This is a genomic window from Streptomyces sp. NPDC088762, from assembly GCF_044750905.1.
GTDB lineage: Bacteria > Actinomycetota > Actinomycetes > Streptomycetales > Streptomycetaceae > Streptomyces.
On the sequence record NZ_JBIVKT010000001.1, the window covers coordinates 64,625 to 79,540 of the forward strand.

11 protein-coding genes and 1 tRNA gene are annotated in these 14,916 nt (G+C 71.7%); 11 read left to right on the top strand and 1 reads right to left on the bottom strand.

Annotated features, from left to right (window positions below; translation table 11 throughout):
- The first annotated feature begins 26 nt into the window (after positions 1-26).
- The 11 genes from ACIP5M_RS00260 to ACIP5M_RS00310 all read left to right on the top strand — a co-directional run bounded on the left by ACIP5M_RS00260 (position 27) and on the right by ACIP5M_RS00310 (position 14,640).
- The gene (locus ACIP5M_RS00260; protein ID WP_030010729.1) at positions 27-311 is read left to right on the top strand and encodes a DUF3039 domain-containing protein; all 285 of its coding nucleotides are present in this window, start codon (positions 27-29) and stop codon (positions 309-311) included.
- 178 nt (positions 312-489) lie between these two features.
- A complete protein-coding gene (locus ACIP5M_RS00265) occupies positions 490-2,130 on the top strand; it encodes a beta-N-acetylhexosaminidase (RefSeq protein WP_401190304.1) in 1,641 nt (546 codons plus the stop codon).
- 414 nt (positions 2,131-2,544) lie between these two features.
- The gene (locus ACIP5M_RS00270; RefSeq protein ID WP_401190306.1) at positions 2,545-3,417 is read left to right on the top strand and encodes an FAD binding domain-containing protein; all 873 of its coding nucleotides are present in this window, start codon (positions 2,545-2,547) and stop codon (positions 3,415-3,417) included.
- Positions 3,414-5,399, top strand: coding sequence for a 2Fe-2S iron-sulfur cluster-binding protein (locus tag ACIP5M_RS00275; protein WP_401190308.1), 1,986 nt, complete (start codon positions 3,414-3,416; stop codon positions 5,397-5,399). The genes ACIP5M_RS00270 and ACIP5M_RS00275 overlap by 4 nt, the downstream gene beginning before the upstream one ends.
- Before the next feature lie 44 nt (positions 5,400-5,443).
- A complete protein-coding gene (locus tag ACIP5M_RS00280) occupies positions 5,444-7,738 on the top strand; it encodes a xanthine dehydrogenase family protein molybdopterin-binding subunit (protein ID WP_401191802.1) in 2,295 nt (764 codons plus the stop codon).
- Between the two features lie 170 nt (positions 7,739-7,908).
- Entirely contained in the window at positions 7,909-8,436 is a 528-nt protein-coding gene (locus tag ACIP5M_RS00285) for a hypothetical protein (protein WP_401190310.1), read from the top strand.
- A complete protein-coding gene (locus tag ACIP5M_RS00290) occupies positions 8,436-9,887 on the top strand; it encodes a hypothetical protein (RefSeq protein ID WP_401190312.1) in 1,452 nt (483 codons plus the stop codon). Before ACIP5M_RS00285 ends, ACIP5M_RS00290 begins: the two co-directional genes overlap by 1 nt.
- 27 nt (positions 9,888-9,914) lie before the next feature.
- Positions 9,915-11,093, top strand: coding sequence for a type VII secretion-associated serine protease mycosin (gene mycP / locus ACIP5M_RS00295; protein WP_401190314.1), 1,179 nt, complete (start codon positions 9,915-9,917; stop codon positions 11,091-11,093).
- A 63-nt stretch (positions 11,094-11,156) separates the two neighbouring features.
- Complete coding sequence (locus tag ACIP5M_RS00300) at positions 11,157-11,579, top strand: hypothetical protein (RefSeq protein ID WP_401190316.1); 423 nt, start codon at positions 11,157-11,159, stop codon at positions 11,577-11,579.
- A 10-nt stretch (positions 11,580-11,589) separates the two neighbouring features.
- Complete coding sequence (locus ACIP5M_RS00305; RefSeq protein WP_401190318.1) at positions 11,590-13,923, top strand: hypothetical protein; 2,334 nt, start codon at positions 11,590-11,592, stop codon at positions 13,921-13,923.
- Positions 13,924-13,929: 6 nt separating this feature from the next.
- Positions 13,930-14,640 (top strand): hypothetical protein, encoded by a 711-nt coding sequence (locus ACIP5M_RS00310; protein ID WP_401190320.1) that lies wholly within the window; start codon positions 13,930-13,932, stop codon positions 14,638-14,640.
- Positions 14,641-14,710: 70 nt separating this feature from the next.
- On the opposite strand, the gene ACIP5M_RS00315 is transcribed toward ACIP5M_RS00310, so the two are convergent.
- A tRNA-Cys gene (locus ACIP5M_RS00315) sits at positions 14,711-14,785 on the bottom strand.
- Between the last annotated feature and the right edge of the window lie 131 nt (positions 14,786-14,916).

Below are 14,916 nucleotides of genomic sequence, written 5' to 3' on the forward strand. Positions count from 1 at the left end.
CCGGCGGGGTTCAGTACCCTGGTCGCATGAGCACTCTTGAGCCCGAGCGCGGGACTGGCACGGGGACCCTCGTAGAGCCGACGCCGCAGGTGTCGCACGGTGACGGCGACCACGAGCGCTTCGCCCACTACGTCCAGAAGGACAAGATCATGGCGAGCGCCCTCGACGGGACCCCCGTCGTCGCGCTCTGCGGCAAGGTCTGGGTACCGGGTCGCGACCCGAAGAAGTACCCGGTCTGCCCCATGTGCAAGGAGATCTACGAGTCCATGGGCCCCGGTGGGGACAAGGACAAGGGCGGCAAGGACAAGTAGTCCGGCCCCTTCCCGGCGGGACGATGGCCCCCGGGGCGCGCATTGTCGCGCCCCGGGGGCCTCTCGCGTACTAGGGTCGGCGGCACGAGCACTCTGCGGAACGGGTGTTGCGCAGGGTGCAACAGATTGTGCCGGTGCTGCGGGTGCTGTTGGTGCTGCTGCCGAGAAGGGCTGACGCATGGACCTGATCCCCGCACCCTCGGTCGCCTCCTTCGACGAGGGCGGCCGCCGCTACGCATTCGGACCCGAGCCGCTCCTCGGAGCCGGGCCCGGCACGGAGGGCGTGGCGCGCCTGCTGCGCCGGGAGCTGGGCGCGGCCACCGGCTGGAGCCTGCCGGCCGCCGGCGCCGGCGCGGCCGCGGACGTGAGGCTGCGCCTGGACCCGCGGTACGGGCAGGAGGCGGGGCCCGAGGCGTACGGGATCACCGTGGACGGCACGGGCGTGGAACTGGTCGGCGCGAGCGGGGCCGGGCTGTTCTGGAGCTTCCAGACGCTGCGTCAGCTGCTCGGTCCGGACGCGTACCGCAAGGCGCCGCTGCCCGGGCGGGCGTGGAGCCTGCCCCACGGGCGGATCGCCGACGGGCCGAGGTTCGGGTGGCGCGGGCTGATGCTCGACGTGGCCCGGCACTTCATGCCGAAGGACGGCGTGCTGCGCTACATCGACCTGCTCGCCGCGCACAAGCTCAACGTGCTGCACCTGCACCTGACGGACGACCAGGGCTGGCGGATCGAGATCAAGCGCCACCCGCGCCTGACCGGAGTCGGTGCGTGGCGGGGGCGCAGCCGCCGGGGGCACCGGGCCTCGCCGCTGTGGAACGAGACCCCGCACGGCGGCTACTACACGCAGGACGACATCCGCGAGATCGTCGCCTACGCCGCCGAGCGGCACGTCCGCGTGGTACCGGAGATCGACGTACCGGGGCATTCGCAGGCCGCCATCGCCGCTTACCCGGAGCTGGGGAACACGGACGTGGTCGACACCTCGGCGCTGGAGGTGTGGGACGACTGGGGGATCAGCGAGAACGTGCTCGCGCCGACCGAGGCCGTGGTGCGGTTCTACGAGGGCGTCTTCGAGGAGCTGCTGGAGCTGTTCCCCGCCGAGGTCTCGCCCTTCGTGCACGTGGGCGGCGACGAGTGCCCCAAGGAGCAGTGGCGGGCCTCCGCGGTCGCGCAGGAGCGGATCGGCGAGCTGGGGGTGGACGGCGAGGACGGGCTGCAGTCCTGGTTCATCCGGCACTTCGACAGCTGGCTCGCCGAGCGCGGGCGGCGGCTGATCGGGTGGGACGAGATCCTGGAGGGCGGGCTCGCGCCGGGGGCGGCCGTCTCCTCGTGGCGCGGCTACGCGGGCGGGATCGCCGCCGCCGAGGCCGGGCACGACGTGGTGATGTGCCCGGAGCAGCAGGTGTACCTGGACCACCGTCAGGCGGGCGGTCCGCAGGAGCCGATGCCGATCGGTTACGTGCGCACGCTGGAGGATGTGTACCGGTTTGAGCCGGTACCGCCAAAGTTGTCGGCCGAGGCGGCGGCCCATGTGCTCGGCGCGCAGGCCAATGTGTGGACCGAGGTGATGGAGGACCAGGGGCGGGTCGACTACCAGGTGTTCCCGCGGCTGGCGGCCTTCGCGGAGGTGGTGTGGTCGCGGCTGCCGGAGCCGGAGGAGCGCGACTTCGCGTGGTTCGAGGGCCGGATGGCGGCGGCGCACTACGCGCGGCTGGACGCGCTCGGGGTCGGCTACCGGCCGCCGGGCGGCCCGATGCCGTGGCAGCGGCGGCCGGGAGTGCTGGGGCGGCCGATCGAGGGTGCGCCCCCGAACGTGTGACGGGGCGGAGGGCGAAAGGGAAGGGAACTCTCGCTGTATTCCTGGTGATACGGGGAAAAACGGTCAGTCGGGAGAGCGGGGTGGAGCGGGGCGGGGTGCAGGCGGGGTGAAGGTGGGGCGCGGGCGGAGCACGGGGGTGCGCGAGCGCGGCCCGGCGTTGAGCGGGCGGCATGAGGCGGGGTCCGGCGTTGAGCGGGCGGCGTAAGGCGGGGCCCGGGGTTGAGCGGGCGGGCGTGAGGCGGGGCCCGGGGGTCCCCTCGGGGTGCCGGGCTCGGCGAGGGGGGCGCCCGGTCGACCCTCGCGCCGGACGCCCGCGAAGATGTGCCAGAGTTGCCACCTCCCGGCGGTGAGCACGTACCGTACGGCGGACAGGCGTGAGCGCCGGGACCGGGACATCGGGAAGGGGCAGCTGGGTTGACCACGCACGCACCGCAGGCGGCGCAGTCCGTGACGCTGCCGGCCTCGCTCGAGGAGGCCGTGGCGGCGCTCGCCGCCATGCCCGCCGCCGTGCCCGTGGCCGGCGGCACCGACCTCATGGCCGCCGTCAACGCCGGGCTGCTGCGGCCCGCCGCGCTGGTGGGCCTGGGCCGGATCAACGAGATCCGCGGCTGGCAGTACCAGGACGGCCACGCGCTGCTTGGCGCGGGACTGACCCACGCGCGGATGGGCCGGCCGGACTTCGCCGCGCTGATCCCCGCGCTGGCGGCCGCCGCGCGCGCGGCCGGACCCCCGCAGATCCGCAACGCCGGCACCCTCGGCGGGAACATCGCCACCGCCGCGCCCACAGGTGACGCCCTTCCCGTGCTGGCCGCGCTGGAGGCCGTGCTGGTCATCGTCGGCCCGGGCGGATCGCGCGAGGTCCCGGTCTCGCACCTGCTGGCCGGACGGGAGATGCTGCGGCCCGGGGAGCTGATCGGCTTCGTACGGGTTCCGCTGCTCCACGCGCCGCAGGTGTTCCTCAAGGCCACGGGGCGTACCGGCCCGGGGCGCGCGGTGGCGTCCGTGGGGCTGGTGCTGGATCCCGCGCGCCGGGGCGTGCGCTGCGCCATCGGCGCGGTCGCCCCGATGCCGCTGCGGCCGCTGGAGGCCGAGCAGTGGGTGGCCTCGTTGATCGACTGGGACGGCGAGCGGAGCCTGGCCCCAGAGGCACTGGAGGCCTTCGGCGAGTACGTCGCGGCCGCCTGCGTGCCCGACCAGGGGGAACCGGTGGCTCCGGGTGTACTGCATCTGCGGCGGACGGTGGCCGTGCTGGCACGCAGGGCCCTGGGGAGGGCGCTGACCTCATGAGCGGGAACGAGAACGAGAACGTGAGCCAGGGCCAGGGGAACGGCGCGGCGGACTGGGGCTGGGAACCCGTCCCGCAGGGCGGCGAGTACGACTCGGACGCGACGGCCTTCGTGAAGCTGCCGCAGGACATGCTGGACGCGCTCGGCACGGGTGAGCCGCTCGCGGCGCCCGGGCACGGCTACGTGCCGCCGCCGATGATCGTGCCGCTCGGCACGGCCAGTACGGACCCGGCGGCCACGGGCACGTGGGCGATGCCGGTGCAGTGGCCGGAGGCGGGGGCCTCGGTTCCGGCCGACTCGGCGGGCGGCGGTGCGGCTGCGGCTGCCCCGGGCCAGGCGCCGGCGCCGGTCGGCGGGCCGATCCCGGCGTCCATCCCGATTCCGGCGTCGGTGGCCGCGGCGTTCGCCGAGGCCGAGCCGGAGCCCGATCCGGGGGCGACCGCGGAGTGGCGGTTCCCGGACGTGCCGCAGGAGCCCGAAGCCGGGGCGAGCGGCCAATGGGCCATGCCCGACATGCCGGAACTGTCCGGTCGCTCCGGCGAGTTCCGGCAGAGCGCGCTGGACGCCGACTGGAGCCAGGCCCCGGCGACGCTGCCGGGCGGCGCCCCGGCGCCCTGGGCCAACCACCCCGACTTCGAGGGCGCGCGCGGGTACGCGGCGCAGCAGCCGGCCGCGGAGCCGGACGCCGGCGTCCTGCCGGGCACGGACGAGGCGGTGGCGGCGGCCGCCACGGCCACGGCCACGGGTGCCGGGCGGCTGCTCGGCGGGCCCGGCGTCGGCGGCGCGGGGCGCGGCCCGCGCGTGCTGGGCGGCCCCGGCGTGGGGACCCCGCTGCCGGAGGGCGAGCCGGCGCATCCGGCTCCGCATGACATCGAGGCCTCCCACGGGCCGGCGGAGATGCCGGTCGAGGGGTCCCGGCCGGCGCCTTCGGCACCGCCGGTGCCGTTCGAGGCGCCGGCTCCGGTGCCCGCTGCGTCCGGGGAGACCGACGGGCACGGCTTCTCGGCGTTCGGGTACGCGCCGGAGGGCGGGCTGGAGGGCGGACCGGAGGCCGTGGGCGCCGTCGGGTCGGAGCCGGAGGGCGCGGGTGCCGCCGGGTCGGAGCCCGAGGTCGTGGGCGCTGCCGGGCCGGTGGGTGCGGCCGAGCCCGCGCCGGAGCCGGCCGGCACCGACGGGCACGGCTTCGCCGGAGCCGCCCCGGCACCGGCCGGAACCGGCCCTGAGCCCGTGCCGCACGCGGACACCGCCGACACTGCTGCGGTGGTCCCGGGTGCGGACACCGCAGGGGAGGCCCCGGCCGAGGGGCCGACGTACGAAAAAACCGGGGGGCTCGAGGGGCTCGACGAGGACGCGGGCGCCGGGCCGGTCGTCCATCACGAGCACCCGTCGGCCTCCTACGTCCTGCGCGTCAACGGCGCCGACCGGCCCGTCACCGGCGCCTGGATCGGCGAGTCCCTCCTCTACGTGCTGCGCGAGCGCCTCGGCCTCGCCGGGGCCAAGGACGGCTGCTCGCAGGGCGAATGCGGCGCCTGCGCCGTGCAGGTCGACGGCCGGCTCGTCGCCTCCTGCCTGGTGCCGGCCGCGACGGCCGCCGGGAGCGAGGTCCGGACCGTCGAAGGTCTCGCGACGGACGGGGAACTCTCGGACGTGCAGCAGGCGTTGTGCAGGTCGGGTGCGGTGCAGTGCGGGTTCTGCGTACCGGGCATGGCCATGACCATCCACGACCTGCTGGAGGGCAACCACGCCCCCAGCGAGCTGGAGACCCGTCAGGCGCTCTGCGGCAACCTCTGCCGCTGCTCCGGCTACGCGGGTGTCATCGACGCCGTGCGCGAGGTCGTGGCGGTGCGCGAGGCGGCGGCCGCCGAGTCGGCGGCTTCGGCTTCGGTCTCGGCCACGGCTTCGGTCTCGGCTTCGGCGGAGCCGCGCATTCCGCATCAGGCAGCGCCCGGCGAGGGCGGCATCCACCACGGAGGCACGGTGTGAGCGGGCAGGACGCGGCGACGGCGACGACGACGGTGAACACCACGGTGACCGCCCTGGCGGCCCCCACGGAGGCCGCGGAGCCGCAGGTACCGCGCGGAATCGGCGCCTCCGTCCCGGCCGCCGACACCGGCCCCAAGGCCGCGGGCACCTTCCCCTACGCCGCAGACCTGTGGGCCGAGGGCCTCCTGTGGGCCGCCGTGCTCCGCTCCCCGCACGCCCACGCCCGGATCCTGTCCATCGACACCTCGGCCGCCGCCGAGATGCCCGGCGTCCGCGCCGTCGTCACCCACGCCGACGTCCCCGGCGCCACCACCCACGGCCGCCGCATCGCCGACCGGCCGGTCTTCGCGCACGACGTCGTACGCCACCACGGCGAGCCCATCGCCGCCGTCGCCGCCGACCACCCGGACACCGCCCGCCTCGCCGCGGCCGCCATCGCCGTCGAGTACGAGCTCCTCGACCCGGTCACCGACCCCGAGCAGTCCTTCGGCGCCGCCCCGCTGCACCCCGACGGCAACCTGATCCGGCACATCCCGCTCCGCTACGGCGACCCGGAGGTCACCGGCGAGGTCGTCGTCGAGGGCCTGTACCGCATCGGCCGCCAGGACCCCGCCCCCATCGGCGCCGAGGCCGGGCTGGCCGTGCCGCGCCCCGACGGCGGCGTGGAGCTCTACACCGCCTCCACCGACCCGCACACCGACCGCGACCTGGCCGCCGCCTGCTTCGGGCTGGAGCCCGACCGGGTCCGCGTGGTCGTCACCGGGGTCCCGGGCGCGACGGCCGACCGCGAGGACGCCGCCTTCCAGCTCCCGCTGGGCCTCCTCGCCCTGCGCACCGGCTGCCCGGTCAAGCTGGCCGCCACCCGCGAGGAGTCCTTCCTCGGCCACACCCACCGCCACCCGACGCTTCTGCGCTACCGCCACCACGCGGACGCCGAGGGCCGCCTCGTCAAGGTCGAGGCCCAGATCCTGATGGACGCCGGCGCCTACGCGGACGACTCCTCGGAGTCCCTCGCGGCGGCGGTGGCCTTCGCCTGCGGCCCGTACGTCGTCCCGCACGCCTTCGTCGAAGGCTGGGCGGTCCGTACGAACAACCCCCCCTCGGGCCATGTCCGGGGCGAAGGCGCGATGCAGGTCTGCGCCGCGTACGAGGGCCAGATGGACAAGCTCGCGGCCGCCCTCGGCATCGACGGCGCCGAACTGCGCCTGCGCAACGTCCTCGCCACCGGCGACCTCCTGCCCACCGGCCAGACCGTGACCTGCCCGGCCCCGGTGGCCGAACTCCTGCGCGCGGTCCGCGACTACCCCCTGCCCTCCCTCCCGAAGGACACCCCCGAGGACGAATGGCTGCTCCCGGGCGGCCCCGAGGGCGCGGGCGAGCCGGGCGCGGTGCGGCGCGGGGTCGGGTACGGCGTCGGCATGGTGCACATGCTCGGCGCGGAGGGCACGGACGAGGTCTCGACGGCGACGGTCAAGGTCGTCAACGGGTCGGCGACGGTCATCTGCGCGGCGGTGGACACCGGCCAGGGCTTCTCCACGCTCGCCCGCCAGATCGTCCAGGAGGTCCTGGGCGTCGACGAGGTGACGACGGCCCCCGTGGACACCGACCAGCCGCCGGCGGGCGCCTCCGCCCACGGCCGGCACACGTGGGTCTCGGGCGGCGCCGTCGAACGGGCCGCGAAGATGGTCCGCACCCAACTCCTGCAGCCCATGGCCCACAAACTGGGCATGTCGACGGAACTGCTCCAGATCACGGATGGCCGGATCACGTCGTACGACGGCGCGTTCTCCACGACGGTCGCGGAGGCGATGGAGGGCAAGGAGCTCTGGGCGACGGCCCAGTGCCGCCCCCACCCGACCGAACCCCTGGACGGCGACGGCCAGGGCGACGCCTTCGTGGGCCTCGCCTTCTGCGCGATCCGCGCGGTGGTCGACGTGGACATCGAGCTGGGCTCGGTCCGCGTGGTCGAACTGGCGGTGGCCCAGGACGTGGGCCGCATCCTCAACCCCCGCCAGCTGGAAGCCCGTATCGAAGCGGGCGTCACCCAGGGCGTGGGCGCGGCCCTGACCGAAAACCTCCGCACGGTCGCGGGCCTGGTCCGCCACCCGGACCTGACGGGCTACGCCCTGCCGACGTCGCTGGACGCCCCGGCGATCCGCATCGTCAAACTGGTCGAAGAGCGGGACGTGGTGGCCCCGTTCGGCGCGAAGGCGGCAAGCGCGGCCCCTGTGGTGACGACCCCGGCGGCGGTAGCCTCGGCCGTACGCGCGGCCACGGGCCGCCCGGTGAACAGGCTCCCGATCAGGCCATCGGCGGCGGTCGCCGCGCCCAACTCGTGAGCTTGTGACCCGCATTGCACGTGCAACACCGGACTTGGGACTGTCGGCGCCGGTCGCTAGAGTGATCGGTGAGAGTGTGCACGTGCGCGTGCGAACGGGTGCGAACGGGGACGGGGAGCGGCGTCGGTGACGCCGTGACCACGGGGAGACGGGGAGTCGGGGAGGCCATCGTGGCAGTGGAGAGTGGGCCGAGTCTGCTCGGAGTAGGCGCTTCGGCGAGCGTAGCGGCGGCGGCGATCAGTGCGCAGGCGGCGGCACAGGCGGCGACCGCGGCGGCGCTGAAGGTCGAGTACGACTCGCTGACGGAATACAAGAACATGGTGACGGCCCTGCTGGACGACCTCACCGGCTCGGACGCAGACCACAAGAAGCTGGCACACGGCACCCTGCCGGCGGGCAAGCTCGGCCATGGCTTCCCGGAGGCGGACGCCCTCTTCAAGTCGTATGACACCGTGATCACGGAGCTGCAGAAGCTTTCGAAGGGGCTGGCGGACCAGATCGAGGCGCTGGGGATCGCGATCTCGACGGCGGGCAAGGGCTTCAGCGACGTGGATGACGACACGAAGCGTCGTATGGCCACCATCGCCCAGCAGGCAGAAAAGCAGTACGTGCCGGAGCGCGACCCGTATCCGGAGGAGAAGCGCAAGCTGGAGGCCTCGCAGCACCCGGGTACTGCTGGCAAGGGGGGTAACCACTGATGGTTGCAACGAACTTTGACGGTTACTCGCACCAGAAGCTGCGAGAGATGATCGCTTCGCTGGACCCGGCCGCGGTCAAGGAGCGGGCCGACCAGCTGGCGAAGGCGTCCGATGACATCAAGAAGATCGGCGAGGCGCTCAAGAAGCACCAGGTCACCGGCTGGGAGGGCGAAGCGGCTACCGCCTTCCAGGAGTGGGTCGGCAGGGCCGGCAACGCCACGCTGCGGCTGAGCGACTACAGCGCAGCGGGGTCCAAGTGGATGGGCGACGCCGTACAGGTCATGACCGAGGCGCAGAAGATGCCCGCGTACGACACGGGCGCTGCGAAGAACTTGGAAGCGGCCAAGAAGGCGCACAACGACCCTGACGCGCCGGCGGTCAGCAAGGAAGCGGAAGCGAAGCTGGACGCCGACCACCGCGAGGCGGTCAGGCTGATGAACAACCTGGCGCAGAAGTACGAGCAGTCGTCCTCCGAGATGAACAAGGCGGAGATCCCGACGTTCCCGCCGCCGCCGAAGGAGTTCGTGCCGGACGGTTATGGCGGCGGAAGTGAGGACATGGCACGACCTGGCGGTGTAGCGGCCAGCTCGGGTGGTTCCTCATACGTGGCTTCCGCCGGTCCCGGAGCAGGGCAAACGAACGAGCCTGGGTGGGTTCCTGGCCACCAACCGCAGCCGGACAGCACGGTGCCTCGGACGACCGGGCCGGCGCCGCTGCCCGGGATCCCGGATCCCAACGTGAGCGTGGACCTCGACCACGTGACGACGCTGCCACCCACGACGACCTTGCCTCCGCCGACGGGTACTCCCGTTCCCCAGGTGCCCGTCACCCCCGGTGGACCCAGCCCCCTTCTCCCGATCCCGCCCGTAACCCTCCCACCGACCAGCGGCCCGAAGGTGCCCGGCCTTGGCCCCGGTGGCCAGGGACCGCTCCAGGGACTCGGTGGCGCCAAGGGCCTGGGCAAGCCAGGCCCGTTCGCCGGCCTGCCCCCGCAGGACAACGGGATCCTGGGCGGCCGCCAGGTGCCGACCAGCGGTCCCAGCAGGAGCATCCCGCGTGGCACGGTCATCGGTACGGAAGGCACGCAGACCGGTCGCGCGATGGGCGGCACTCAGGCCGGTCGCGGTATGGGCGGTATGGGTGGAGGCATGGGCGGCAGCGCCCACGGTGGCGTGGCCGGTTCCCCAGTGGGCCGTCGGCTGGCTTCGGAGCCGGGAGGTATCGTCGGCGGGCGTCAGTCTGCGGCGGGCGCTCACCCGGCCAAGGGCGGACAGCCTTTTACCCAGGGCGGTTCGGGCCTAGTGCGTGGTGGAGCAGCCGGCACCGGTGCGGGCGCGCACACTCCGGGCAGGCGGCGCGAGAACCAGGGCGGCGAACGCCCCGATTACCTGGCCGAGGACGAAGAGACCTGGCAGGGCGACCGTCGTGTTGTCCCGCCGGTGATCGACTGAGCAGAACGGACGTTGTACGGGATGCACATGCGCAAGGCGACCTCGGCCCTGGTGGGCCTGCTGCTGGCCGGGGTCGCTGCGACCCCGGCCCACGCGGAGACCATTCGCTCGCAACAATGGCATCTCGACACGATGAAGGCCGACGACATCTGGAAGATCAGCACTGGTAAAGGGATCACCGTCGCGGTGATTGACACCGGCGTTAAGACCATCCCGGAGCTGGAAGGGCAGGTGCTTCCCGGCAAGGATTTCCTGGCCGGGAAGGCCGACGGCGACGAGCACACAGACTATGACGGCCACGGCACCGGCATGGCTGCACTCATCGCCGGAACCGGAAAGCACCCGAGCGGCGACGGCGCCTATGGACTGGCACCCGGCGCCAAGATCCTGCCGATCCGTGTGCCAAACGTGCTGGAGGGGGACGACACCCCCTCAAAGACCGCGGCCATTCGGTGGGCGGCGGACTCGGATGCCAAGATCATCAATATCTCCTCTGGGAGGCCCGGCAAGCCCGAGGCCGACCGGGAGCGGGCCGAGGCGGTGAGGTACGCGCTTTCGAAGGGAAAGCTGATCTTCGCTGCTGTCGGCAACTCCGGCGATACGCTTAACGAGGTCGCATATCCGGGTGCGACGCCAGGAGTCGTGGGCGTTGGTGCGGTGGATGCCGACGGCAAGCCGACCAAGGAGACACAGCACGGCCCCCAAGTAGACCTGGCTGCTCCGGGCATCGATATCGTCATGGCTTGCACCGGCAAGTCGGGTCTGTGCAAGACCCACGGCACGAGTGACGCCAGCGCCCTAGCCTCAGCCTCGGCGGCCCTCCTCTGGTCCGCCCACCCCGACTGGACCAACAACCAGGTCCTCCGAGTCCTCCTGAACACCGCCGGCAAGCCCACCGACGGCGCCCAGCGCAACGACTACATCGGCTACGGCATCGTCCGCCCCCGCATCGCCGTCCCCAACCCCGGCGACCCCGGCCCGGCCGACGTGTACCCGTTGCCCGACCTGGCTGCCGCGGACCCGGCGAAGAACCCCTCGCCCTCCACCGACGGCAAGGCCCCCGATACGGCGGCCCCCAAGCCGGCGGCCCAGGCCGAGGAGAAGAAGAGCGGCAGCAGCCTTCCCTGGATCGCCCTCGGTCTGGGAGCCTGCGTGCTCATCGGCGGGGCCGTCACCGCGGTCGTCGTAAGCCGCAACAGGCGCTGACTCGCGCCGACCACTCACAACTGACCCGCTGACCGGACCTGCCCCCCCACAGGAGTTCACGCGATGTCGTTCGACGAGGAATGGGCGGCGGCGCGCGCCACGGCCACCGCCAATGTCTCAATGAGGCTGAACCACGTCCCCGTCGAGCCGGGCGGCGGTGGCGGCGGCGACCTCGAACTCAACCAGGACCACATCGGCGCCATCGGCTCCGAGGCGTACAAGCTCCACACCCGCCTCCAAACCGACGGCAAGCACGCCGCCACGGCCACCACGGAGGCGGCAGGCGCCCTCACCAAGGAGAGCTTCGCGAGCGGGGCGGCACTCCTCAAGGCCCACACCACCTGGGAGACCCAGGTGAAGACCCTCGTCGCAGCCTGCGCGAACATCTCCAACGGCCTGAACTACTCCCTCAAGTCCCACGCCAAGGACGAGCAGCAACTCCACGCCGACTTCACCTCCTCCGCCATCGACCAGTACCTCAAGTAGGGCAGCCGACATGCTGACGTACGAGAACGTGCTCAACGCCCCGGTGGACAAGCTGCAGACGGCAGTGGCCGACTGGCAGGCGATGGCGACCAAGCTGGACGAGCTCGCCGAGGCCGCCCGCAACGGTATGAAGGCCAAGGCTGCCAAGGCGGAGTGGAACGGGGTCACGGCCTCCGTCGGTCGGGCCTTCGTCGACAAGACGGCCAAGGAGTTCGAGGACGCCGCCAAGGAAGCCAAGGGTGTCCACACGGCCTTATCCCAGGGGTTGGCCGTCTTCAAGTCCTCCCGCGACCAGCTCAGGAAGATCGCGAACGAGGAGGCCCCCGCCGCCGGATTCCGGGTCGACGCCTCCGGCCGGGTGTCCGAGATTCCCCCGGCCACCGAGGGCGAGCGGAATGCCGCCCGGCACGACCCCGACTACCAGCGGTCCATGCGTGAGAACCGTGGGCTGTGGCAGCAGAAGATCGATGCGATCATCGACAACTGCGACGACACCGACCAGTCGCTGGCCCGCATGCTCAGCGCCAACGTGACGGACTCCCACAACTTCAGCGGGCCCACGTACGGCAGCCTCGACGCCGAGCAGGCCGGCCGTGCCGCCGACCTTGCGAAGAAGGGGCGGGAGCTGAGCCACGACGAGCTCGTGGAGCTCAACGAGCTGCTGGCGGACAACGCGAAGGTCCCGGAGTTCTCCAAGAACTTCTACGAGAAGCTCGGCCCCAAGGGGTCGCTCGAGTTCTTCGGATACATGTCTACCGACACCTACGACTACTCCGAGCTCGACAAGCAGCGGCTCAAGGACGTCCAAGACCTCCAGAAGAACCTGGGGCTCAACCTCGCGACCGCCACCAACTCCAAGAACGAGCCGCACCTGCCGGACTCGTTCGCGAACGATCTCCGCAAGCTCGGCACACAGCACATCCCGCTCGCCAAGTACGACCAGAATCCGCCCTACGGGTATCAGCTGCTCGGCGGCATCATGCGGTACGGAAACTACGACCCGAAGTTCCTGGTCCCGATCGCCGAGCACGCGACCCAGATCCACGCGAAGGACCCGGACTTCTTCAACTCGACCCGGCACATCAACGGGTACGGCAAGAACCTGTTCAACCCCTCCGGCGTCAACGGCGCCGGCTACGACCCGGTGGTCAGCTTCCTGGAGGCGATGGGCCACAGCCCGGACGCCGCGAAGGAGTTCTTCGACCCTGAGCGGACGCCGCACGCGTACAACCAGGACGGGACCGAGAAGTCCGGTCCGGCCGACCTGGGCAAGGGCGAGGACAAGAAGCCGATCAAGAACTACCTCGACTTTTTCGGCAACGAGAAGTACGACTTCACGATCGACACGGAGAGCACGAATCCGGACGACATGAAGAAGGTCCAGCAGTACATGCCGGACGCGCTCGGTCACGCCCTGGAGGCGGCGACCCTCGGCCACGCCTGGGACGACCCCAAGCCGGAATTGGTGAGGGATGAGACCTCCTCGCGCATCATGCAGGAGGTCGTCTCCAAATACGGAGGGAGCGCCGAGCTGCTGAAGAACCAGGAGTCACTGGCGGATAGCCTGGGGAACATGGGCGCGGGGTACATCGACGACCTGAACCACGGGCTGAACGACAACCGTTCGGACAGCGTGTTCGCCAAGGCGGCTGAAGGGCACGCGAACTTCGAGCGCGACGCCGCGCGGAAGTTCCTCAGCAGCCTCGGTCAGCATCCCGATTCCTACCTCACGATGTCCCAGGCGGAGTCGGTCTTCCAGGCTTCGATGCTGGAATCCCAGGTGGGGCATGACGGAAAGCTCAATCAGAGCGGGCTCATGGAGGCGGCGCGGACCGGGGGAGAGTTCCAGGGCATTCTGGATGAGTCGCGCGGCAAGCAGATCGAAGCCGACGCGAAGAAGTGGACGGAGGACTACGACAAGGCCGCGGAGAAGCGCTCCGGGTGGATCGAGTTCGGCACCACGGCGGGGATCGCGGCGGGTGTCGCGTTCCTGCCCGCCACGGCGGCGGCGGCCGGAGTGGCAGCCGTCGTCGTGCCGCTGGCGGTCGACACGGGCAGTGGTGCGCTGGAGCAGGTCGCAGGCAACCTCATCGGGGACTGGTCCGAGGCCGAGGGTGACCGTGAGAAGGACCGCAGGGAAGCCCAGGCGCACCATGACAAGCAGAGCGTGTACACCCAGGGTGAGGCCAATGCCTCCGGACCGGTGGACCGGTTCCTGACCCGTCACCCGGTCAGCGAAACCGACCCGCTCGACGAGGTCCTCAGGCAGTCCTCGCAGACCGGCTACAACACGGGCTGGGGACTCGAGCGGCACACGGGCAATCAGCCCGTCACGGAGGACTGAGGGACGATGGTGACTCCAAAGAAGACGGGCATCGCAGACCGGCGTGTCGTGGCACTGGCCGTGGCCGTCGTGGGTGCGGTGCTGCTCGCTGGCTGTTCCGGCGACGGCGACGGGCCCAGCGGGCCTGCCGAACTGTCCGGGGCACAGGTCTGTCCGGAGGGCATGCTCGCTCCCGACGCGGTCCGCGGTATCGAGAAGCTCACCGGGGCCACTTTGTTCGCGCAGCCAGAGGAGGGAGACAGCGCGGGTGTCAGGTGGGTGGCCGGAGTGCTGTCGCGCGGCTACGCCAAAATCGGCGCCTCGCTCGGCGGGCAGGCTTGCAAGGCCACTCCACTGGACGAGAAGAACCGGCGGAAGGTCTCGGTGAGTTTCGAGATTGAGAGTGAGCTGCAGCGGACGGGCGAGAACAGCGAAAGCGGCAAGGGCCACTACTGGGAGTACGACCTCGGCCGCAACGCCCTGGCGGTCTCGCGCCAGGCGAGGCTGTACTTCGACTGCGCCAGCAGCAGGCTCGCAGGACCCGACAAGGCGGTGCCGGTCGAGGCCAGCGTCAACGTGTCGGAAGGTTCGAAGGGTGATGAGCCCGAGCTGCGCGAGGCCAACCTCGCCATCGTCCACTCGGCGGCCCTGGCGATGGCCAAGGAACTCGGCTGCAAGAACAACGGCGGGCTGCCGGACAAGCTGGTCGTCAAGGAGAAGGCCGCGCCGACCGTGTGAGGCCGCGAGGCCCGCGGCCCGGGCATGGCGAAGGCCGCTCAGGGGTGCGCCTTTCCCTGAGCGGCTTGCCTGGAAGCCGTGACCGGAATCGAACCGGCGTAACTCGCTTTGCAGGCGAGTCCCTCAACCACTCGGGCACACGGCTGTGTGGTGGTGACGAGTAAGACCGTACGGGCCTGCGCCGGGCGGCGGAAGGGATGCGCCGGGGGCGCAACACGACTGCCATGTCGCGTTCACAGTCGTAGGTCCGGAGGAGGAGTTCGGCTCCGACTAATT